Here is a 22565-nt window from a genome sequence, read left to right as displayed (position 1 = left end):
GGAGATAAAACCATGTTCGGTAGCTCTCAAGACCAGGAACCTACCCTCCCACTCGACGACGCTCTTTACCCGATGCAGACCCGGATCCGCACCATCTGCGTGTTCGGCGGCGCCAGGACGGGCAACGACCCGCGGCTAGCCGAGGCGGCCACGGCACTTGGCGACGCAATCGGATCGGCAGGTATCCGCCTGGTCTATGGCGGCGGCGGCGAAGGCTTGATGGGCGCGGTCGCGGCCGCCGCGGCGACTGCGGGCAGCGAGGTCATCGCCATCGCACCACGCTTCCTTGTCGAGCGGATGCGCATGCCGCGCGGTGTTGTCCAGACCATCACCGTTCCCGACATGCATATGCGCAAGCGGCTGATGTTCGACTACGCGGACGCTTTCGTCGCGCTACCGGGCGGCATCGGAACGATCGAGGAGCTGGCCGAGGTCATGACCTGGCGCAAGCTGGAACGGCACAGCAAGCCGATTCTGGTCGCCAATTTTTGCGACTTCTGGTCGCCCTGGCTCGAACTGCTCGACCATTTGGAGGATGCGGGATTTCTCTGCGGCCAGGTTTCAGCAGCATGTCTTGTTGCCGATGCACCGGCCGCCATCGTGCCCATGCTTCAGCGCGGCGTCTGCTTCTCGCAGGACAGGTTGTCGCTGGCCGAATATTTTCGCTCGGCCTCGCGCCCCGGGACCCAACTCTTTTCGGCACCGCCACTTTGATCGACAGGCCCGTGGCAGCGACGTGTGGATCACAAGATGACAATCGCCCTCACCGAAGACCTTCTTGCCAAGTTCGACCGTAGGATCGAGGACACCGGCCCGGCGCCCGGGATTAAGATCCTCAATGATCGCGACTATCGCGCCATCCGCGCGCGGCTGCTTGCCGAACGTCCGCCGGGGACAGTCTGGGTGTTCGCTTATGGTTCGCTGCTATGGAACCCGTGCTTCGATGTCGAGGAGGAGCGAAAGGCCATGCTGCATGGCTGGCACCGCCGCTTCTCGCTGTGGCTGACGCGCTGGCGCGGCACGCGTGAGCGTCCCGGCCTGATGCTGGCGCTCGACCGTGGCGGCAGTTGCCGGGGGGTCGTCTACCGAATTCCCGAGCATGACGTGGAGGCGGCGATCGACCGGCTCCTGCGGCGCGAGATGGGCGCCAATCCGCCGACCAACGTTCCCCGCTGGATTTCCGTACGCAGCACGGGGGAGAACCTAAGAGCCATCGCCTTCGTCGCCGACCGCAATGGGCCAGCCTATGCGGCCACCTTGCCCGACGAGGCCACGGTCGAGATCCTGTCGCTCGCAGCCGGCCATGTCGGCAGCTGCGCCGACTATCTGCGCCGCACCGTTCTGCAGCTCGAGGCGCGCACAATTCGCGACACGACGCTGTGGCGGCTGCAGGCAAAGGTCGCCGTCTATCTCGCATCGCTCGATACCGACGCGACGTTGCCGCCACCAATCGTGGAGATCGACCATGCATGTGAAGGCTGACGGGATTTCACCCTCGGTGCTGGCGCGCGAGGAAGCGCTTAACATCCTCTCGAAGGTTGGCGCCGGGTTCTGCTGCGGCGAGGCCAACGAGATGCTTGCCTATCTCGACAGGCTGGCACCACTCGACGCGGCCATCGCGCCTGCCAGCGAGCGGCCTGGAACATGGCGTCGGCTTCGCAGCACCATTCTGGGCGGCCTCTTTCGCACTTGACCTTGCCTGCGTCTACGGTTCCGATACCAGACGCGCAACGAAGCGCGGCTATTGGGGCAAGGGATTGGCGCAACAGATCGGCAGCGCGGTTCTCGATCTCGACCTGGGTACGCTCAGGCGGGACGGCGAGATCGTGCCGGTGCGACCGAAGACCTTTGAGCTGCTCGCCTTCCTGGCGCGCAATCCAGGCCGTGTCCTGAGCAAGGACGAATTGCTGCAGGCGGTTTGGCCGGGCATCACGGTAAGCGAGGATTCGCTCACCCAGTGCATTCGCGACGTACGCAAATCGATCGGCGACGAGGCGCAAGCGTTGGTCCGCACGGTCCCCCGGCGCGGCTATCTGTTCCTGGCCGCCGACGACCAGCCGGCCGCGACGCCGGCCATCGTTGCGCTCACCGCCACGCGCGCGGCCGAGCCGATGGTTGCCATTCTACCTTTTCGTGTCCATGCGGCGGACGCTACCGCCAAGACGCTGTTCGACGGCGCGGTCGAGGAGATCATCAACGCGCTGTCTTATTTCAAGACCATCAGCGTTTTGGCCCGCCATTCTGCCTTCGCGCTGTCCGGGCATCCTTCCGAAGATATCGGCGCGACCGCCGAGCGGCTCGGCGCCGACTACATCGCGGAAGGCAGCGTCGAACCCGCTGGCGACGACTACAACGCCCAGATCGTGCTCACCGAGACCACGTCTGGCCGGCGCATCTGGGCGCAGGGCTTCACCTTCGCCAGGGAGGGCATCTTCGCGTTTCAGAAGACAGTGGCACAACGCATGGCGACAGCGCTGGTCGTCAATGTGGAAAGCGCGGCCATGCGACGCGGCCAGCCCGCGCCCGCCGCCAATGTCGAGGCCTACCTCCATCTGTTGCGTGGCATAGCGCTGCTGCGCAGCTATGGCGAAGGCGTCAACCAAGGCGCGCGCCAGCATTTTCTGAAGGCCCTGGAACTCGACTCGGCCTCAGGGCTGACGCATGCATATCTGGCGCTGGCCGATGTGATCATCGGCGGTTATTCCGTCGCGTCGCGCGCCGTGCTCGATGAGGCGCGCGACCGGGCGCTGCACGCCATCGCGCTCAGCCCCGACGAGGCGCGCTGCCACAGGATTCTTGCCCTTACGTTGCTCTATCGGAGCCGGGAGGATTACGATGCGGCCGAAAAGCACCTCACCCGCGCACTTGAACTCAACCCATACGATGCGGATACGCTCGCCCAGAACGGTTTCTTCCGGGCAATACGCGGCGATGGAGAAGCCGGCCTTGCCATGCTCGACCAAGCCATCCAGCTCAACCCGATGCATCCGCCCTGGTATAATTTCGACCGCGGTGAAACCTTGTTCGTCGTCGGCCGGTACCAGGAAGCGGCGGCGTCCTTTTCATGCCTGCCGCGCAAGGATGCCTGGCATTGGGCGCGGCTGGCAGCCTGCCATGCACTGGCCGGCGACACCACCAAGGCCAGGGCTTGCGCCAGGGAGGGCCGCCATCTGGAGCCCGGCCTAACCGTGGCGGATATCCTGGCGGACCTGCGTATGGAGCGCGCGGAGGACAGGGACCGGTTGCGCCTCGGTCTCGAGCGCGCCGGTTGGGACCATGTGGGCTAGCAGCGCCTCGTAAAACATAGCCGCAGCCCCATCTTCACGAAGGAAATTGCGGGCGCTGGTCATATCGATTCCGCTCAAAAGAGCTGCAGTGCTTGAGAAGACCTCCCACCTAACATCCGGAGCCCAGACGTTCCCACTCAGCGGGGAGATGCGCTTGAGCAGGCCATCTGGAATGAAGCGGCGGCCGTTGCGTAAATGGGTCACTGCTCGCTCGATATAGACCGTATTCCAGCTTCCTGATTAGCACGATGACGGTGATGACGCCCCGCCGATCCGTTTCCGTGCCGTTGGAGGAAACGCCATGAGCCTTGCTGACGGGCTCCTGGCCGGGCTGGCGCTCGGCAGGCCTGTTGCGCGGCCGTGTGATGTTCGCGGCGAGCTTGGTCTGGGGACCTACGTCGGCCTGATTGTCGCCTTCTACGACCGCGTCAGAGCGCCGCGCTCAAATACGGCACACGCGGAATCCACATCAACGCGATTTGCCCCGGCCTGATCTGGACGCCGATGGCCGATCGGATTGTTGGCGACGGTCAGGCGATGCGCTTGCGGCGATGGAAAGGGCATTCCGATGGGGCGGGTCGGCCGTCCGGAGGAAATCGCAAATGCGGTGCTCTGGCTTTGCAGTGATGCTGCCGCTATGTGACGGGACAATCCATCTCCGTGGATGGCGGCTTCGTCATGCGCCGACGGAGGTATTGAGATCGGCGATCTTCGCGGCTGCGGGCGCCAAGCTCAAAAAGTAGATTATTGGATGACGAGCATCTTCGTTCGAAATTTGCCCTGCAGCCAATCCAAAAAGCGCGAATGCGAGAGTTGCGGGGACGAAAATGGGCCGTTTGAGGTGCATCATGTTCGTCATCTGAAGGACATGCAGGACAGCCATTGGCCTCCAGCGCAGAGCAGCACGGCAGCGCAAGACGGCAGTCTTGTGTCGGCCATGCCATCTGGCGCGACACCAGGTCGAGAGCGCTCGTGGGCGGAGAGCCGTGTGCGATGAAAGTCGCACGCACGGTTCGGAGGGGGCGCAGGAACATCCTCATTGAGGTGTCCCGCGCCTACCCTATCCGAGCCAGGGTCTCATCCGGCTCCTCTGCGGGGGAATGTTTACCGAAGATCATACTTGAGATCTGTATTGTCATGCCCCGCGCAACCGTTCGGCAGCTGGTCTGCCTCCGGACCAGACGATTTGATCATCCGGACAGGCGATGTACTTTCAACGCGCCGTCCTATGGTGTTGAGATACTCGCAGACCAATCGCCGGCGGAATACGGTATTGCGAATCGAGTTTGCCTGCAGACAGTCGAAGCGGCGGCTTGCAGTAGAATTAAACGAAAACCGCCGGTGCGCAGTTATTTGAGCGGAAGATAAAGGTCCACGACGACTTCATGCGCCCGTATATCTGCGATGGGGACAAGTTGTCGCCGCGCGTAGATCGGGAAGTCACGCAACTCTTCTCCGCTTTCCGGGAGCCAGTCACGATAGAGGTATAAGGCCGCTGGTTCGAGGTTGTTGGTATTTCCAGGGTAGCGCAAGACGGCACAACGTCCCCCGGGTATTGTGCCAGCCTTCATCCATTCATCCTCCCTGGAGATCGAGCGATCGGTACTGACACAGAGGTCCACGCTGTAGTCTTCCGGCACGGCAGGCTCCCTTTCGGATCGGAAGACCATAAAGCTTGATCGCCCGGATCCAACCGACAGGCCAGATGCCTCACACCAGGCCCTGAAGCGCTCGGACGTTTCCTTGATTTTCGCGCGGCTACCGCGATGCTCCATGATTGCCACTGGCATATCGGGCACGTCGAGGATGGTGACGTCGTCGCGTTCGAAAATGATCTGCATGGCTTTGCCTCTCGCATTGTCCAAAGGCCCGAAGGCCGAGAGCCACGAAGGCCAATCGGGTGACTTCCGAAAGGACGACGGCGATTGCGCTAACCGTTGCCGGAAGGCACGGGCGAACGCATCAGGGGTGTCATATCCGGCATCCATCGCTATGGCAGTGATCGTTTGAGTATCATCCCATGCAAGTGTTTGAGACGCACGCTTTAAACGCGCGAGTTGAACATAGCGATGCACGGACAACCCGAAGGTTGCCGAGAACTGCCGGTGGAAGTGAAATTTGGAAAAAACTGCAACATGACTGAGCACCGCAAGGTCCAGTTCATCATCGAGATGAGCATCGACATAAGCCAAGACCCTTCGCATTCGAGCCCAATAATTTTCCTGTGCTGCGGTCATCCAACTCCCTTCGTGGCGCACTCCTTATGTACCCCAGGGCCCACCTCCGCTCGTCCGATCTTGCTATAGCGATAAAGCGAGCACCGTCGATTGAAGCTGCCTAGAACCGTCCAAAGAGGCGAGATCTATCGTTGTTCCGGTGATATTGTTTCGGAAGGCTTGTCGATGCGATGGCTCGAACAGCTGAACCTCGGGCCTCAGCTGTTGAACTCATTCTCCTATCCCCAGAATGACAGAAGATGCTCATTCGCGCAGCGTTGCCCCTGTAGGCGTCCGGCAATCGCTGCGGGCTTTCCGGATGCCGGGTTCATTTGACCACCGGTCGGCGCCAGCGCAGCCATCGTTTCTTCGTCGGGGTGGATCACCTCGACCTGTGCGCCAGCAGCCCTCAGAATGTCGACGCCGGCTTCGACAGGCACAACGCGCATGGCTTGGGGAGGCGAACGAAGCGCGAGTATCAGTATGCGCTCGTAGCCAATTGCGAGATCGGCGTTGTCCGACGAGTAGTAGCCACCATCAATATAATGGTGGCCGTCAAAGAACATCGCGGGCGAACCGAAGGAAGCTGTGGTCGCAATGATGGCGTCAACCAGATCAATACCGGACTCCCGATCAAATGCGCGGCGTTCTCCCGTTTCCGCGTTCACGGCGGGGATCAACACTCTCTGCTTTGGCCAAGTCCGCGAGGAAAGCTGGCGGGAAACGGTCGCCCGCCGATCCGATGCGGTCCCGGCACCGACAACCAACGCAAGCTGACCGTATCGCCGGAGTATTTCGGTGGGACTACCGCCCGACTGCCTCGCATCGTCCACACCCGCCCTGATCCGAGCCCAATCGATCTGGGGCGGTTGTTCCAACGAAGGGCCGTCGGGTCCGACGCGCTGCTGATAGAACTCCTTGAGCGATCTGCCGCTTGTCAGATCGACCGCAACCCTTGCCCCCGCCGAGGTTCCCACGAGCAGGTCCGTATCCCGCACATCGAGCCCACTATCGGCCATGCCTGTGACGAGGCCAATTTCCCATGAGCTTGCGACGTATCCGCCGCCTGCCAAAATCAAAGCCCCTCGTGTCTTACTCAATTTGTCGTTTCCGTCAGCACGAATTTCCGGCCCGCGATTGCAAGGCTAACCGGTGCCCTGGCGAAAGGAGAGGACCCGGGTTACGGTTTGCAGCCTCAGATCGCCACCGAGATACCTATCGATGCCGTCCTTTCGAACGCGATCGGAGCGTATGGCTGTGAGCCAGGTTTACGTCTTCCGTTTCGGGAAGCTGCGAACTAGCTAGAACACGCCTCCGCCTGCGCCGATCTCCTGCCCGGTAATCCACCGCGCTTCATTGCTCGCCAAGAAAAGGGCGACAGCCGCCACATCCTCAGGTTCGCCAATTCGCTTGAACGGCGATGCCTCGGCGGCCACGCGGCGATCGCGCTCCGGTAGTAGGTCTGTTTTCGTATAGCCTGGAAGTATCGCATTGACGGTGATGTTACGCGGTCCGAGCTCCTGGGCCACGGTGCGGACGAGTTGTTCGATAGTTCCCTTACTCGCCAAGTAAAGAGCGTTGCCTGGTATAAGCATTCTGACGCCGCCAGTCGACGTGACAATGATGCGGCCACCGTTCCGCAGGCGCTTTGCCGCCTCCTGGAGGATGAAGAAGACGCCTTTGGCGTTGACGTTGAATACCTGATCGTATTCGTCCTCGGAGAACTCGACGAACGGTTTGATAACTGCCGTGGCCGCGTTCGCGACGACGATGTCGATCTCTCCGAAGGCCGTCTCGGCCTCGTCAAACAGGCGCTGGATATCCTCGACGCGAGACATGTCAGCCTTTACCGCGAGCGCCTTGCCTTCGCCTTCGGCGATTGCCCGAACCGTGTCCTTCGCGGCCTCATGGTTCGAAACATAGTTGACGACGATTGCAGCTCCTTCACGACCCAAGCCTTCTGAGATGGCTCGGCCGATGCCGCGGGAGCCACCCGCGACGACCGCGACTTTGTCGCGCAAATTATATTTGCGGTGATGGGGGATCGACATTTCACATCTCCTGGGTTGCGCGCGAGAAGTCATCTCATGAGGGCTATGAAACGTCCGTCAGCCGTCTGTTGAGGCCGGTGCGAAGGTTCACACCGAACTGCAGATAGGCCTTCAAAGCACAAAGCGTGTAGGTCCAGCCGGCATTCTGACCGAGGGCGAGGTTCACACCGTCCTCGTCAAGTTCAAAACTCGCATCGATGACCGTTACGACCGTTGCGTCAGGACCATCGGCGTCGAACGAAATCGTCGTGCGCAGCAATCGCCCGAGCGCCGACGATTCATAGACGATCTTGCTGTCCTTATTCACTTCGAGGACGTCGATTCCGACCTTTGCGCCGACGTCGGCGAACTCCCAGGTCACATGCGCGCCTTCTTCCAACGGACCGCTTGCACCGCTGATGAAGTAATTGGCCATTTTGACCGGATCGACGAAGGCGTCGAACACCTCGCTAATGGGCTTGAGAATTCGTTCTCGGACTTTCACATCGAAGGTCATCACTTGTCTCCTCTTACTTTACTCCGTGTTTCGTCGCGCACTCGGGCGAGAGCCGAGATAGTCTTCGGACGTTGCCTCAGATGTCCCCTTGTGGCCGATCATCCAGTCGCTGCATCCGCACGCCCTCGATCGCGTAACGTGCAAACAGAAAATCATGGATCGCCACGACCCGCTCTTCGTCGAACGACAAGGCGATGAAATAGGCCGGCTCGTCGAGCGATACCTCGCGATCGTAGACGAGCATGGCTGGCCGTCCCTCGACAACGCCGGCGCCAAATATCCACTGCTCGCATGCCGCATAGCGGCCGTAATATTCGCCGACCATCGATTTCCCCCGCCGGGTCAGCTTCGACACCAGGTCGAGGCGGACGTCCTCGGCAAGCATGGCGCGCACCGCGTCGAAATCGCCGCTCTGGAAGCCATCGACATAGGCGGCGAGGCGATCCCGCATCTCGCGGGTCAGCATTGGCTGCTCGATATTGTCCGGCTCGTTGGCGAAGCTAAGCAATGCGGTACGTCCGCGTTGCAGCGCCGATTTTGCGGCCGCCGCGCTGACGCCATTGACCTCCGCGACTTCGTCCACCGAGTGACCAAGCACATCCTTCATCACCACCGCGCTGCGTTGCAGGGGTGGCAGTCGCATGAACGTGCGGATCGACAGGGACGCTGCCAAGGGATCGAGTTCGGCCGAAGCAGCAATCATTTCCATGGTCTCCAGGTCTTCGATCACCGGCGCGCGGCGGCGCTGGCGCAGGAAATCGAGCGCCGTGTTGTGAGCGATGCGAAACAGCCAGCCTTCGGGATTCGTCAGCCCCGCATTGCACCACGCTGTAGCCGCCTTCAAAAAGGCGTCTTGCACGATGTCCTCGGCATCGATGGTCGAGCCCACCATGCGCGCGCAATAGCGGTGCAACGCTGGGCGCATTGCGGACAACAATCGTTCGAGTTCCTGCTGGTGGGCGCTCATCGATCAGGCTTGATGACTATGGCGGTAGCGCTTTGAGCATCGATACCGCTCAACCCTCTTTGCATACGACCCCGGTACTTTCGTTGTGCTGCGGTCATCGTGTTCTCTTCTGGTCCACTACTTTTGCACACCTCGACCCAGTGCCACTCGTCCGATCTTGCTATTATGACAACGTCTTGCGAGCCGATCGACTAGCCTCAATCGAGCGGGAAAGGCTGCATGCCGGCTCGAATGCCGTAGGCCACGCCGGTTGTGTAAGCAGGGTCGGCGAGCCATTCGGCGACCTGCCGCCCGACTTGTCGGGGTTCGAGATGCGCGCCGTAACGCGCTAGGATATGCTCATCGATCATGATCCCTTCGGCTTCGGCATAGGCCGCCGCGACGCTGCGTCCAAGTTCGGTCCCGGCTATCAATTGTGCGGGAACGAGAACCTGAAAGCGGATGCCGAGTCCGCGCTCGCGAGAGACCGCATTGGCCTGGTGTGCCATGAACCATACCATGCGCTTAGCGCCGATATAGCCGCCGGACATGCGCAGATCTTCCGGCTTTATGGCGGGCATGCTCATCACCATCGCCGCTCCGCTCGACGTCACGAGTACGCGCGATCCCGGTCGCAAGGGCTTGTCGAGCGCTGCCTGGATGCCGACGAACGTCGCCCTGACATCGGTATTCCAGATCGCCGAGAAATCCTCCCAATTCTGACGGTCCAACGGTTTTGCGACCAGTCGAGCGCCGGCGTTGAGGATGAGGATGTCGGGATCGATATCATCGATCGCGCTCGCAATCAGATCAGCATCCGTCGCGTCGCCAGCGACTGTTCGAGCACCGCAATCGCGGGCAGCGACCAGCCTGCTTTCATCTCTGGCGATCGCGGTAACTTCTGCTCCCTGAGCGGCAAGCGACCGGACCATCTCCAGTCCGATACCTGAGCTCCCGCCGGTGACGATCGCCCGCTTGTGTTCCACTCCAGCCATTGTTGCCTCCCTCTCAAGCCACGCGCACATGCGCGACGGTGGTGAGGATGGAATCGAACCGTGCAAGCGCCGTGATCTTCGGAAAATAGGCTTGCATGCGCTCGTCGCTCTGCATGGCCTTGACGGCATCGCCGTCTCGCCACCGGGACACGATGACGACCTTTGCGCCATCCGCCGCCGCCAGCAGGCTCGTCGATATCCAGCCGTCCAAGGTCGAGATCACCTGATCGATATTCGCCTGCAGCAGCGACAACAGGTTTTCCTGATTGGCGGGATCGCAGGTCAGGACGTTCACGAGAGTGACGCCGTCGCGCCCAGAAGTAATGCTGTTCATCTTGAACCCTCCGATGAACACCGGGGATCGGCGTTCTCTGCAAGGCTAGACGTTGCGATTGATCGAAACGGATCGCAGATCGGAAGACTTTTTTCTCCCTGCAGCGCGCCAGACTGTGAGGGGCCGAGCAAACTCATTGGCGAGGAGTGCCACTGCTTGCATCCTGAGCCGAGGGATCGTTCCGGGAAACCGCGGCCGTTCGGACGTCAGGCAGCAGCAATTACTTGGATTTCGACCAACAAGTACCTCATCGACCTCGCCGCGCCAGAGGGGCTGATCGTCGCGCGAACATCATTTACGGTGAGTCAGCACGCACCATCCCAGTAACCGGACGGTTCCGGCTCGCCGGGTCATGATCCTTCAGGCTGGAAACAAAAACGCCGCCGCGGGATCGAAGAAGATTTGTCGGCCCGCAACGTCACCGACGTTGCTCCGATCGGTCGAATCCGAAATCGGCCTGGCATCGATCTCGTCGCCCCACTCGGTACGGGCCACGACGCGCCGGCGGTCACCAAAGAAGGCCGCATCGACGATCTCGACGGTGAGTGATGCGTTCCCCTCGACAGGCCTCATGCGGAATGCTTCCGGCCGCACCATCAGCCTGGCCTTCTGGCCGCGTTCGAACTCGTGCGTCGTCTTCACGCCCTTAACGATGGAGCCGTCGGCCAGCCGCACGCTGGCCGTGCCATTCTCGCTTTCTAAATGCTCGGCTGCGAGGAAATTCGAGTTGCCGATGAAGCCGGCAACAAAATCGGTTGCGGGTCTAAGGTAGAGGTCTTCGCCGGTGCCGATTTGTTCGATGCGGCCATCCCTGAAGAGCGCGATGCGGTCCGACAGATGCAGCGCTTCTTCCTGGTCGTGGGTGACGTAAAGGATGGTGACGCCGGTCTCGCGATGGATGCGGCGGATCTCGGCCTGGATCTCCTCGCGCAGCTTCTTGTCGAGCGCCGACAGCGGTTCGTCCATCAGAAGGATCGGCGGATCATAGGCCAGCGCACGGGCGAGGGCGACACGCTGCTGCTGGCCGCCCGAGAGCGCCGCGGGCAGACGCTCGGCGAAGCTGTCCAGCCGCACCAGCGAGAGCATGTCGGCGACCTTGCGCTTGACCTCGGCATCGGGCCGGCGGCGGACGCGGAGAGGGAAGGCGACGTTTTCGGCGACGCTCAGATGTGGGAACAGCGTATAGCGTTGGAAGACCATGCCAATGTTGCGCTTGTGCGAGGGCACCGACAGCAACGACTTGCCTTGCAGCAGCACGTCGCCGGAGGTCGGATCCTGGAAGCCGGCGATGGCATAGAGCGTGGTCGATTTGCCGGAACCCGACGGTCCGAGGAAGGTCAGGAACTCGCCCTTCGGAATGTCCAGCGTCACATCGTGAACGGCGGTGAAGGCACCGAATGCCTTGCGCAGTTTGCGGATCGAGAGAAAGGGTTGGGTCATGTCTGCAGCTTTCGGCGTAAGAGTGCCGTCACGATCATCAAGGCCAGCGTGAGCGCGACCAGCAAGCTGGAGGCGGCGGCGATGACGGGGGTGAGGTCCGAACGGAGGCTCCCCCAGATTTTGACCGGCAAGGTCTGCAAGGTGGGACTGGCCATGAAGATTGCCACCACCACCTCGTCCCAGGAGGCGAGGAAGGAAAAGATCGCGGCGGAGAAGATGCCGATGCGGATCGACGGCAAGGTGATACGCAGCTTCGCCTGCAGCGGGCTCGCGCCGCAGACGATGGCCGCGTCCTCGATCGACTTGTCGAAACCTTCCAGCGCGGTAGCGATCGGGATGACGGCGAAAGGCAGGGCCAGCACGGTGTGGGCGATGACGAAGCCGATCGTGCTGCCGCCGAGGCCAAGCCGCAGGAAGAAGGCATAGATCGCGATGGCGAAAACGACGACCGGCAGGACCATCGGCGTCAGCAGCAGTCCGCGCAGGATCTCGCGGCCGCGGAACTGGCCGCGCACCAGCGCGAAGGAAGCGAGCAGGCCGATGGCGACGGCGAGGGTTGCGGTCATCGTGGCGACGCGGGCGCTTGTGAGCGCGGCCTCGACCCAGGACGGATCGGCAAACAGCTCCTGATACCATTTCAGCGTCCAGCCGGGCGGCGGGAAGGCCAGCCAGCGCGACGAGCCGAAGGAGAGGAGCACGATGAAGACCACGGGCAGCAGCAGGAAGGCCGCAACCAGCGCCGTGAAGGCAAGCAGCGCGACCTTCAGCCAGCCAAGGCGGTCATAGTCGAGCAGCATCTCAGGCGCCTCCCGTCGTGCGTCTTGCGCCGACCAGGCGCAGCTGCAGCGCATAGAGCGCCATGGTGACGACGAGCAGGATGAAGGCGGCGGCACTCCCCAGGCCCCAGTTGAGCAGCGACTGGATCATCTGCGCGATCATTTCGGCGAGCATCATGTTCGACGTGCCGCCGAGCAGCGCGGGCGTCACGAAATAGCCGAGCGACATCACGAAGACCATCAGCCCGCCTGCGGCGATGCCGGGCAGCGACAGAGGCAGCAGGATGCGGCGGAGGGCGGCAAGCGGGCTCGCGCCGCAAAGGGCGGCGGCGCGCAAAATCATCGGATCGATCGCCCGCAAGGTGCCGACCAGCGGCAGGATCATGAAGGGCAGCATGATGTAGACCATGCCGATGGTGACGCCGGTGAGATTGTTGATGAGCGGCAGCGGCTGGTCGATGATGCCCGCACCCATCAGCGCCCGATTGATGACGCCGGTGCGCTGCAAGAGCACCATCCATGCATAGGTGCGGGTCAAGAGGTTCGTCCACATCGACAGGATGATGATGCCGAACAGGATCGAGGCGAGTGCCGGCGGCATGATCGCCAGCATCCAGGCGATCGGGAAGGCGACTAGCACGGTGACAATGGTGACGACGAAAGCGACGAGGAAGGTGTTGAAGAATACACGCGCATATGTACCGTCGCCCAGCAACGCCGCATAATTCTGCAGGCCCGGAGCGGGATCCGTGACGCTGCGCAGCAAGAGCGCCAGCACCGGCACGACGAAAAACAGTCCGATCAGGATCAACGCTGGAAGCAGGCCGCCGAGGCCTGCCGGTATTCGAGGGGTTGCCATCCCTTGCTGCTCTTCCACCGACATGGCGGTACCCCCGGATTGCGGATCGGGACCGCCAGTGCCGTCCCGAATTTGTCATGAAAGAACGGGCGTCACTTCGCCTGCCAGGCGTACCAGCGCGTGGCGATCTCGTCGCGATGCTCGGCCCAGTAGTTCATATCGAGGTTGATCTGCCCGTCGACATGGGCGTCGGGCAGGCTCTTGACCACATCGGCGGGCATCTCGGCCTTGGCCTTGGTGTTGACCGGCGCGTAGCCGCTCGCCTCGGCGAATTTCGCCTGGCCGGTCGGGCTGGTCGCGGCGGCGAGGAACTTCATGGCGGCGTCCTTGTTCTTGGCACCCTTCGGCACGACGAGAACATCGGCGGCGGTGAGGTTCTGGTTCCAAGAGACGCCGACATCGGCGCCATCCTTCTCCAGCGCGAAGACGCGGCCGTTCCAGAGCTGGCCAAAGGTGGCCTCGCCGGAGGCGATCAGCTGTTGTGACTCCGCGCCGCCGCCCCACCAGACGATGTCCGATTTGATGGTGTCGAGCTTCTTGAAGGCGCGATCGAGGTCGAGCGGATAGAGCTTGTCGGCCGGCACGCCGTCGGCGAGCAGCGCGATCTCGATCACGCCCGGCGCCGACCATTTGTAGAAGGTGCGCTTTCCAGGGAATTTCTTGATGTCGAACATGTCGGCCCAGCTTGCCGGCTCGCCGGAGACGGAGCCCTTGTTCCAGGCGAGCACGAAGGAATAATAGAAGCTGCCGACGGCGCTCTCATTCGAGAAGCGCGGGTCGAGATCAGCCTTCGGCACGACGGCGAAGTCGATCGGCTCGAGCAGGCCGTCCTTGGCCGCCTTGATGGCGAAATCCATCTCGACGTCGACGACGTCCCAGGTGACGTTCTTGGCGTCGATCATGGCCTTCAGCTTGCCGTAGTCGGTCGGTCCGTCCTGCAGCACCTTGATGCTGGACGAAGCGGTGAAGGGTTCGGCCCAGGATTTGGTCTGGGCTTCCTGCGTCGTCCCGCCCCAGCTGGTGAACACCATCTCATCGGCCTTCGCGGCCGTGGTCGCCATGAGTCCGGCAAGGATGCCGGCGAAAATCAGTTTCATCTCGTTCTCCTCTGATTGGTTGTTCCGTTTCTTGTTCTTCAGTGCACCGCCGCCATGCTTCCTCAGCGCATGACGAAGGGATCGGGGATCGGGTCGTCCGAGGTGCGGATCCACACCGATTTCGAGCGCGTGTAATCGCGGATAGCGTCGAGGCCGCCTTCGCGGCCGAGGCCAGAAAGGCCGTAGCCGCCGAAGGGCACCAGTGGCGAGACGGCGCGGTAGGTGTTGACCCAGACGACGCCTGCATGGATACCGCGCGCCATGCGATGCGCCTTGGCGAGATTTGATGTGAAGACGCCGGAAGCGAGCCCGAAGGGCGTGTCGTTGGCCAGAGCCAGCGCCTCAGCCTCGCTGTCGAAGGCGAGCACGCTGAGTACCGGTCCGAACAGTTCTTCACGCACGCAGGCAAGCGTCTGATCCTGTGCCTCGATGATGGTCGGCAGGTAGTAGAATCCGTCGGTCTTGTCCTTTGGCCGCGCGCCGCCCGAGATCAGGCGGCCGCCCGCCGCCACGCTCTCCGCGACGATCGCCTCGATCCTTTCACGCTGGCGCGCGGTCGCCAGCGGACCCATCTCGGTCGCCGGATCCTGCGGATCGCCGATGACGATGGCTTCGGCCTTGCGCTTCAGCCGGGCGAGGAAATCGTCCTTGACCGAGCGCTCGACCAGAAGCCGCGAGCCGGCGACGCAGCTTTGGCCGGTCGCCGCGAAGATGCCGGCGACGACGGCATTGGCGGCGCTGTCGAGATCGGCGTCGGCGAAGACGACGACCGGGCTTTTGCCGCCGAGCTCGAGCGTCGTGTAGGCGAGGTTCTCGGCCGTGTTGGCGACGATCCGCCGCGCGGTCGACGGGCCACCGGTGAAGGCGACCCGCGCGACCAGCGGATGGCTGGTTAGGCGATGCCCGCAATCATGCCCGAAACCGGTGATGATGTTGACAGCGCCGGCTGGAAAGCCGGCTTCGCCAACCAACTCGGCGAAAGCGAGAAGCGGCGCTGGGCCGTCCTCGGGGGCTTTCAGCACAACGGTGCAGCCGGCGGCCAGCGCCGGGCCTAGCTTGACCGCTGACAGGAAGAGCTGCGAGTTCCACGGCACGACGGCGGCGACGACGCCGATCGGTTCGGGCCGCACCGTCACTTCCATGTCGGCCTTGTCGATCGGGATGAAGGCGCCTTCGTGCTTGTCGGCCAGTCCGCCATAATAGCGGTAATAGTCGCCGACATAGGCGATCTGGGCGCGAGTCTCGCGGATGATCTTGCCAGTATCGCGCGTTTCCAGCTCGGCCAGCCGGCCGGCATTGGCGGCGACGAGATCGCCAAGTTTCACCAGCAGTTTTCCGCGCTCCGTCGCGGTCAGTGTCGACCATGGGCCGGAGCGCAGCGCGCGATGCGCGGCCTCGACGGCGCGGTCGACATCGGCAACGGAAGCGGCCGGCATCTTTGCCCACGGCGCGCCCGTCGACGGATCGATGCTATCGAAAGTGGAGGACGCCTCGGCGAACTGGCCGCCTATGTAGTTCGTGAAGGCCGTGCTGCTCATCGCGACCCCGCCTCCTGGAAGGCCGGCATCACCTTGTCCACGAACAGCTGCAGCGATTTCTTCTTGCGCTCATGCGAGAGGCCGCTGTCGATCCAGATGGAATATTGGTCGTAGCCCTGCGCCTCGTAAGTCTTCAGCCTGGCGATCACCTCGTCGGCTTCGCCAATGACGAGGTTCTGCCCGATCTTGTCGGGCGCGTATTGCGGCATGGCCGCGATCTCCTCCTCGGTCAGCGGTTCCAGAACGCCCTGGCGAACGGGCTTCTTGTTCTGGAACCAGGCGCCGAACTGGCAGTAGAACCGCGATAGGTCTTGGGTCAGGCGGTCGGCGTCGGCGGCGTCCTCGGCGACGAACGTGTGCATCAACAGCATGATCTCCGGCCGCGGGATGTCCGGATGGGCCTGGCAGGCGGCATTGAAGCGCTCCATCAAGCTGGCCACCTCGCCATCGCCAGAGGCGAGCGGCGTCACCTGCACCTGGCATCGGTTGGCGACGGCGAAGTCATGCGAATTCGGGTCGCGCGCGGCCACCCAGATCGGCGGGTAGGGTTTTTGCAAAGGCTTCGGCGAGGAGGTCGTCGGGGGAAATTGCCAGAACTCGCCGGAATGCTCGTAGTCGCCATCCCAAAGGCCGCGTATCGCTGGGATCATCTCGCGCATGCGCTGGCCGGCGCCCCAGGCGTCCAGTCCCGGAAAGACGCGCTGATACTCATAGCTGTAGGCGCCGCGCGCGATGCCCAGATCCAGCCTGCCGCCGGTGATGACATCGGCCATCGCCGCTTCGCCGGCGAGTTTGATCGGGTGCCAGAAAGGCGCGATGATGGTGCCGGTGCCGAGTCGGATGGTTTTCGTCTTGGCGGCGAGATAGGCGATGTTGATGAACGGGTTCGGCGAGATGGTGAATTCCATCCCGTGATGCTCGCCGATCCAGGCCGCCTCGAAACCGGCGTGCTCCGCCAGCAGCACGAGTTCTTCCAGCTCCGCCACGAGCTCTGAATGCGGCTTGTCGAGATCCGAGCGCTCCATATGCACGAAAAGCGAAAACTTCATCGGTCTCACCGCTGGCCGGAATTGGTTGGGCCGGAATGGATTGGCGCCGACGGCGCCGGCTTGGCGAGCGGCCGGACTTCGCCTTCGACCTCGTTGCCGACATAGACGCCGAACGTGTCCTCCGTGCGCTCGTGCGCATAGCGCGCCAGCATCGAACGCACCGCGGGGTCGGCGATCTTCAATTCAGCGATGCATTCGATCCCGACAAGGCGGATCTGGCCGTCACCGGAGACGGGTGCATCTACCGTTCCGCGATAATAGACATGAGTCCGCGAGACGTCCGTCGCGCCATCCCAAACCGCGTAGAGAAAGCCGAGCTCTGCGTCGATCGCCTTGGCGGCAAGTTTTCCCCTGAGGCTGCGGGCATCGTTCGCGGCGCCGAGACCACGACCGGCCGGCAATTGGTATCCTTCGGCGGTCTCGAAGAAGAGCACGCGGCCTTCATTCTCGAGGATGGCGCCGACCTCGGTTCCGGGCGGAGCGGCGGCGGCCAGCGCCTCCTGGCTCAGGCCCGGCGTGACATAGGCGCCGCGGCAGTAGCCAAGAGGCTGTGCGCCATTGTGACTGAAGTCGTGGACGCGGCCGATGAGGATCGAATGGTCGCCGGCATCGACCAGCTGCTCCATGCCGCAATCGAACACCGCGACCGATCCGTCGATCAGCGGATTGCCGGTCTGCCCGGGTTGCCACGCCACCGAGGCGAACTTGTCGGCCGCCTTCGAGGCGAAGATGCCGGACGCGGCCTTCTGGGCTTCCGACAAGATGTTGATGGCAAAGCCTCTCGAAGTCGAGAAGGCCTGATGCCCCAGCGCCTTCTTGGCAATGCAGACCAGCACCAGCGGCGGCTCGAGCGAGACGGAGGTGAAGGAGTTGGCGGTGAAGCCGCGCGCGTCGCCGGCCTCGTCGATCGTGGTGACGATGGTGACGCCAGTCAGAAAGGAGCCGAGCGCGCGCCGGAACTCCATGGCGTCGAACGCGGGGGCATCGAATGAGGGGACGACTTTCGCCGCCTCAGATTCAACAGCCGTGACCTGGTCGAGAAAGGCCGTGATGCGTTGAGTCACTTTTTGCGGCGAAGCGATTGTCATCATGTGCTTTTCGCCGCTCAGCACGACACATCGCCCAGCCGGAGCGAGCCGCGCCATCGCCGCCGACATGGCGGGAGTCGAGTTGCGATCTTCCGAGCCGGTCATGAACAGCGCGGGTGCCGTGAGGTTGGCCAGCCGATCGGCATGCGCGGTATCGGCGCTGGCAAACAGGCGGTAGGTTCGGGCGTAGCCTTCGGCGTCGACGCTTTCGAGCGCCGCGCGCGCCGTCGCGGCTGCGTCTGAAAGACCGGGTGGAACCGGATTGCCGAACCAGCGGGCGATCGTCGCGGCGATAGCCGAGGGATCGCCGGGTCCACCAAGCGCGGCCGCCCGTTCGCGCACCGCCTGAGCGAGATCCGGAGGGCGGCGGAAGACGGCGTTGAGACAGACGAGGGCGCTGACGCGAGGGGGAGCGCGAAGCGCGATTTCCTGCGCGACCAGCGCACCCATCGAGTGACCGACCACGGCGACGCGATCCAGGCCAAGATGATCAAGCAGGCGGATTGCTTGCTCGGCGAAGTCGGACAGGCCGGCGTTTTCGAGGGGCAGCGGCGAAGCGCCATGGCCAAGCATGTCGACGGCGATGACGTCGAACCGACCTTGCATGGCCGCGATCTGCGGCTGCCAGATCGCCGCATCCATGCCGACGCCGTGGATGAGCAGGACAGGCGCGCCCGAACCGGCACGGATGAAGCCGGTGCCGTCGGGAGCCTTGTTGCGCATCGTCGCGGCGTCAGCCATGCAGGTCTCCGATCTCCTTCAGATCCTGGTAGCGGTCGCCGATGCGATGATGCGGGCGGCCGCCGATCGACGCGCCGAGCGCCACCACTAGCTCGTCAGGGGCGGGCGCGTCGCCGATCTGGAAATGCACGGTCAGATAATGCGAGCGGCGGCCTTCGTCGTTCTTGTCCATCAGCGGGATCATGATCGGCGTGTTGGGACCGCCGCGCAGATTGGTGAAGGCGAGATAGGTCTTGGCACCGACGGCGCGGCGATAGTGGTTGCCGAAATGCAGCGTGTGGATCAGCGCCGAGGCATGCTCGACCTCGCCCGACGTGCCGCAGATGGCGGCCTTGCCGTAGCCTTCAATCGCCTCGCCAGAACCGGCGACACGGATGATCTCATTGGTTAGCGTCTCGCCGAGCAAGGGAGCGAGCGTCCGGATTTCAGGGGAAAGATCCTCGGTGAAGCCGCGGCCTGCCCACGGGTTAGTGAGCACCGCCGCGACGCCGATCAGGCGCAACGGTCGCGAGGCTACCTTGCCGCCTTCGATCAGCGTGTTCTCAGTATAGGTCACGATCTTGCGGATGGCCGACTGCATGGAATTCCTCAGGACGGAGCCGCTCGCGGCTGCATCGATTTCTATATCGTATTATGGTATACCATACTATGGAGTGCCGCATGTCTTGTCAATCGGTTATGGAATCTGTTTTTGTGACGAGACTAGGGATTCAGGAAAAATGGCTGACGACACGCTTCGCATCGACCGCTCCGCCAAGACGTTGAGGACGCTGGCGCTGGAGCGAATGCGCGAGGCGATCATGGATTTCCATTTCCAGCCAGGCGAAAGGCTGGTCGAGCGGCCGTTATGCGATCAGCTCGGGGTCAGCCGTTCGGTGGTGCGTGAGGTGCTGCGGCAGTTGGAGACCGAAGGCCTCGTGCAGATGATACCCGGGCACGGGCCGGCGGTGGCGAAGCCCGACCTTGGCCGCACCGACGAGATCTACGAGTTGCGCGCGCTGCTGGAGGGCATTGCCGCGAAGGCCTGCGCCACGTCGGCCACCGACGATCAGATCGCGCTGCTCGATGCGGCGCTGGCGAAGCTGCTCGAAGCGTGGGCGTCGGGCAAGCCGCCGGCGGTGATGCGCGCGACGACGACATTCTACGAGGCGCTGTTCGAGGCGGCCGACAAACGCGTCGCGTGGGAGATCGTGAGCGGGCTCAACGTGCGTATCAATCAACTGCGATCGATGACGATCGCCTCGGCGAACCGGCGCGAGCCGGCCATCGCGGAAATGAACGAGATCATGGATGCGATAAGGGCGCGCAAGCCGGATGAGGCCGAAGCAGCCGCGCGAAGGCATGTCGAATCCGCCTGGAAGATTGCCCGTACTGCGCTGCAGCCCGACGGCGAGTTTGGTTCGTTGCCGAGAAGCCGTTGATCCTTTAGCCTCCGACCTCTCCTCACACATACAGCCTCTCGTGCCAAGGGGGTGGACGCCGCCGCCTTCAACGATGTTCGATAAGGTTTGGTTCGTGATCGTTCACCCTGGGAAGGCTTGAGCGCAATCTTAATCTCCAGCGGTGGCTGACGATTGTCTGACTGCAGGAGAGCAGAGCCAGTATCCTCAGCAAAAGTTCAGGCGTTAAGCCGCTATCCGGAATCCGGACCAGTTGAGGTTCGCGCCAGCGCGCCCTGTCAAGAAGGCAATCTGCCAGAAGTCGGCGCGCCAATTATCCAAAAACCGAATCTAGGGTCTCATCTTGTCCATTAGCACCCACAATTCCGACCGGGGCGCGACTCAGAACGTTCGAAAAAGCTTCTAGGAACTTCGGCGCGCCCTACCTGCAGCGGATCGAGCGTTCAATCGTCTCGCCCCACGTTGACTCGACATGAGTGTGGCTGGACCGCAGGCCTGATTCGACGCGCTGCGGCGGGAGCGTCGTTGCTCAGACGTTCGGGTCTAAACCACCAATATCACTTTGGTCCCCCAATTGCCCCGCTCGGCAGCGCTTTTCCCTATTCCTCGCCCTTGACAAGCGGAAAGCAAGAGTATTTTCTCGCTGAAATGATATTACTTTCTCGTAGAAAAGATGATTAAACCACCCTCACCCCCGATGTGTGAGGCACTGGGCTGAAAAGCAGGAGAACGGGATGGCGGGCGAGCTCGGCAAAATGAAGATGTATATCGGCGGCGAGCGGGTAGAGCCCGCATCAGGGGATTACTTCGAGACGGTGGATCCCTTCACGGCCAAGCCATGGGCGTTAGTGCCAAGGGGAAATTCCGCCGACGCCGACCGGGCCATTCGCGCCGCGGACCGTGCTTTCAGAGAAGGCCCCTGGAGATCCATGCATCCTTCCGAGCGCGGAAAAATCATTCATCGGCTTGGCAGCCTGATCGAAGAACATGCCGACGCGCTCGCGGAAATAGAGGTGCGCGACAATGGTCGCCTGCTCGCGGAAATGCGGCATCAAATCCGCTATATTCCCAAATGGTACTATTACTATGCCGGCCTCGCCGACAAAATCGAAGGCATCGTCCATCCCTGCGACAAGCCGGCGCTAAGCTATTCTCGTCCGGAGCCTTTGGGGGTTTGCGTCGGCATCGTTCCATGGAACGCACCGTTGCTGCTTTTCTCGCTCAAGGCAGCGCCCGCTCTAGCAGCGGGCAACACCATCGTCATGAAGCCGGCGGAGCATACGTCCGCCACTGCCCTGAAGCTTATGGAGTTGGTCGAGCTGGCTGGCTTCCCGCCTGGCGTGATCAACGTCGTGACCGGGTTCGGCAAGGAAATTGGCGAGCCGCTCGTTACACATCCATTGACGCGACACGTTGGCTTCACGGGCTCGACGGTAACTGGAGCGCATCTGTATTCGCTTGCCGCTCGCGACGTGAAGCGGGTGAGCCTTGAGCTGGGCGGCAAATCGCCAAACATCGTGTTCGACGATGCCGACCTGGACAACGCGGTGCGCGGCGTCGTCGGCGGCATTTTCGGGGCGACAGGACAGACTTGCATCGCCGGTTCGCGCCTGCTCGTGCAAAGGCGCATTCACGATCAGTTCGTCGAGAAACTTTCCGCCTTTAGCGGCGCGGCACGGGTAGGCGATCCGCGCAAGGTGGAGACCCAGATCGGCCCGATTGCCAACGCCACGCAGTACGACAGGGTGCTGGGTTACATCGATATTGCCAGGCAGGAGGGAGCAAGCCTCGTGTTGGGAGGCAAACGGCCCGAGCTTGCCGAATGCGAAGCAGGCTACTTCATCGAGCCAACCATATTCACCGGCGTCGAAAACGATATGCGGATCGCCCGCGAGGAAGTGTTCGGCCCGGTCCTTTCGACGATCGTGTTCGACGACCAGGAAGAAGCGGTGGCGATCGCCAACGATAGCGAGTTCGGCCTGGCGGCCGGCGTCTGGACCTCAGACATGAAGCGTGCGCTGCGCATGTCCGAACAGCTCGAGGCGGGCAGCGTCTGGATCAACACTTATCGCGACATCTCTTATACGACGCCGTTCGGCGGCTACAAGAAGAGCGGTCTGGGGCGCGAAAACGGCGTGGAGGGCATTCGCGAATACCTCCAGACGAAGGCGGTGTGGCTATCGACGGCCAAGGAAATCGAGAACCCCTTTGTCATCGGTTGAAGGACACCGGACAGATCGGAGTCGGGCTAG

At 62.5% G+C, this 22565-nt stretch carries 23 protein-coding genes; 7 read left to right on the top strand and 16 right to left on the bottom strand.

Annotated elements, in window-relative coordinates; genetic code table 11:
• Positions 1-72 precede the first annotated feature (72 nt).
• The 5 genes from FJW10_RS19250 (at position 73) to FJW10_RS31060 (ending at position 3930) form a co-directional block, all read left to right on the top strand.
• Complete coding sequence (locus FJW10_RS19250; protein ID WP_181177589.1) at positions 73-714, top strand: TIGR00730 family Rossman fold protein; 642 nt, start codon at positions 73-75, stop codon at positions 712-714.
• A gap of 36 nt (positions 715-750) precedes the next feature.
• On the top strand, positions 751-1482 hold the full coding sequence (locus FJW10_RS19245; RefSeq protein WP_140901237.1) for a gamma-glutamylcyclotransferase: 732 nt from the start codon (positions 751-753) through the stop codon (positions 1480-1482).
• Positions 1466-1693: a hypothetical protein gene (locus FJW10_RS30500; protein ID WP_181177588.1), complete on the top strand. Its 228-nt coding sequence runs from the start codon at positions 1466-1468 to the stop codon at positions 1691-1693. Before FJW10_RS19245 ends, FJW10_RS30500 begins: the two co-directional genes overlap by 17 nt.
• A gap of 64 nt (positions 1694-1757) precedes the next feature.
• Positions 1758-3287: a winged helix-turn-helix domain-containing protein gene (locus tag FJW10_RS19240; RefSeq protein ID WP_181177587.1), complete on the top strand. Its 1530-nt coding sequence runs from the start codon at positions 1758-1760 to the stop codon at positions 3285-3287.
• A 568-nt stretch (positions 3288-3855) separates the two neighbouring features.
• Positions 3856-3930 carry a hypothetical protein gene (locus FJW10_RS31060; protein WP_281407683.1) on the top strand — a complete coding sequence of 25 codons (75 nt, stop codon included), beginning with the start codon at positions 3856-3858 and terminating at the stop codon, positions 3928-3930.
• Between the two features lie 33 nt (positions 3931-3963).
• Here FJW10_RS31060 and FJW10_RS19225 read toward each other — a convergent pair whose 3' ends face one another.
• The 16 genes from FJW10_RS19225 to FJW10_RS19150 form a co-directional block, all read right to left on the bottom strand.
• Positions 3964-4170, bottom strand: a complete 207-nt coding sequence (locus FJW10_RS19225) for a hypothetical protein (RefSeq protein WP_140833230.1) — start codon at positions 4168-4170, stop codon at positions 3964-3966.
• Between the two features lie 466 nt (positions 4171-4636).
• Positions 4637-5524 (bottom strand): AraC family transcriptional regulator, encoded by an 888-nt coding sequence (locus tag FJW10_RS19220; RefSeq protein ID WP_140901235.1) that lies wholly within the window; start codon positions 5522-5524, stop codon positions 4637-4639.
• A 218-nt stretch (positions 5525-5742) separates the two neighbouring features.
• Positions 5743-6603: a patatin-like phospholipase family protein gene (locus tag FJW10_RS19215; RefSeq protein WP_181177586.1), complete on the bottom strand. Its 861-nt coding sequence runs from the start codon at positions 6601-6603 to the stop codon at positions 5743-5745.
• Between the two features lie 201 nt (positions 6604-6804).
• Positions 6805-7554: an SDR family oxidoreductase gene (locus FJW10_RS19210; RefSeq protein ID WP_140901233.1), complete on the bottom strand. Its 750-nt coding sequence runs from the start codon at positions 7552-7554 to the stop codon at positions 6805-6807.
• Between the two features lie 43 nt (positions 7555-7597).
• The gene (locus tag FJW10_RS19205; protein WP_140901232.1) at positions 7598-8050 is read right to left on the bottom strand and encodes an SRPBCC domain-containing protein; all 453 of its coding nucleotides are present in this window, start codon (positions 8048-8050) and stop codon (positions 7598-7600) included.
• 76 nt (positions 8051-8126) lie between these two features.
• Complete coding sequence (locus FJW10_RS19200) at positions 8127-9017, bottom strand: sigma-70 family RNA polymerase sigma factor (RefSeq protein ID WP_140901231.1); 891 nt, start codon at positions 9015-9017, stop codon at positions 8127-8129.
• Positions 9018-9214: 197 nt separating this feature from the next.
• Positions 9215-9991: an SDR family oxidoreductase gene (locus FJW10_RS19195; RefSeq protein ID WP_140901230.1), complete on the bottom strand. Its 777-nt coding sequence runs from the start codon at positions 9989-9991 to the stop codon at positions 9215-9217.
• Positions 9992-10004: 13 nt separating this feature from the next.
• Positions 10005-10325 (bottom strand): antibiotic biosynthesis monooxygenase, encoded by a 321-nt coding sequence (locus FJW10_RS19190; RefSeq protein ID WP_140901229.1) that lies wholly within the window; start codon positions 10323-10325, stop codon positions 10005-10007.
• 360 nt (positions 10326-10685) lie between these two features.
• Entirely contained in the window at positions 10686-11765 is a 1080-nt protein-coding gene (locus FJW10_RS19185; protein ID WP_140901228.1) for an ABC transporter ATP-binding protein, read from the bottom strand.
• Complete coding sequence (locus tag FJW10_RS19180) at positions 11762-12562, bottom strand: ABC transporter permease (protein WP_140901227.1); 801 nt, start codon at positions 12560-12562, stop codon at positions 11762-11764. Before FJW10_RS19180 ends, FJW10_RS19185 begins: the two co-directional genes overlap by 4 nt.
• Position 12563: 1 nt before the next feature.
• Positions 12564-13400, bottom strand: coding sequence for an ABC transporter permease (locus tag FJW10_RS19175; RefSeq protein WP_246674312.1), 837 nt, complete (start codon positions 13398-13400; stop codon positions 12564-12566).
• A 92-nt stretch (positions 13401-13492) separates the two neighbouring features.
• The gene (locus FJW10_RS19170) at positions 13493-14497 is read right to left on the bottom strand and encodes an ABC transporter substrate-binding protein (RefSeq protein WP_140901225.1); all 1005 of its coding nucleotides are present in this window, start codon (positions 14495-14497) and stop codon (positions 13493-13495) included.
• A 62-nt stretch (positions 14498-14559) separates the two neighbouring features.
• Positions 14560-16035, bottom strand: a complete 1476-nt coding sequence (locus tag FJW10_RS19165; RefSeq protein WP_140901224.1) for an aldehyde dehydrogenase — start codon at positions 16033-16035, stop codon at positions 14560-14562.
• The gene (locus tag FJW10_RS19160; RefSeq protein ID WP_140901223.1) at positions 16032-17084 is read right to left on the bottom strand and encodes an LLM class flavin-dependent oxidoreductase; all 1053 of its coding nucleotides are present in this window, start codon (positions 17082-17084) and stop codon (positions 16032-16034) included. The genes FJW10_RS19165 and FJW10_RS19160 overlap by 4 nt, the downstream gene beginning before the upstream one ends.
• 5 nt (positions 17085-17089) lie before the next feature.
• Entirely contained in the window at positions 17090-18913 is a 1824-nt protein-coding gene (locus tag FJW10_RS19155; RefSeq protein WP_140901222.1) for an alpha/beta fold hydrolase, read from the bottom strand.
• Positions 18906-19493 (bottom strand): amino acid synthesis family protein, encoded by a 588-nt coding sequence (locus FJW10_RS19150; protein ID WP_140833256.1) that lies wholly within the window; start codon positions 19491-19493, stop codon positions 18906-18908. The genes FJW10_RS19155 and FJW10_RS19150 overlap by 8 nt, the downstream gene beginning before the upstream one ends.
• Positions 19494-19632: 139 nt before the next feature.
• On the opposite strand from FJW10_RS19150, the gene FJW10_RS19145 reads away from it, so the two are divergent.
• Together FJW10_RS19145 and FJW10_RS19140 are read left to right on the top strand one after the other, a co-directional pair.
• The gene (locus FJW10_RS19145; protein ID WP_140833258.1) at positions 19633-20334 is read left to right on the top strand and encodes a GntR family transcriptional regulator; all 702 of its coding nucleotides are present in this window, start codon (positions 19633-19635) and stop codon (positions 20332-20334) included.
• Positions 20335-21047: 713 nt separating this feature from the next.
• Positions 21048-22535 carry an aldehyde dehydrogenase gene (locus FJW10_RS19140; RefSeq protein ID WP_140901221.1) on the top strand — a complete coding sequence of 496 codons (1488 nt, stop codon included), beginning with the start codon at positions 21048-21050 and terminating at the stop codon, positions 22533-22535.
• Positions 22536-22565 lie beyond the last annotated feature (30 nt).

It is taken from the genome of Mesorhizobium sp. B4-1-1, assembly GCF_006439375.1.
Taxonomy (GTDB): domain Bacteria; phylum Pseudomonadota; class Alphaproteobacteria; order Rhizobiales; family Rhizobiaceae; genus Mesorhizobium.
This window is presented reverse-complemented; position numbering and strand designations above follow the sequence as displayed.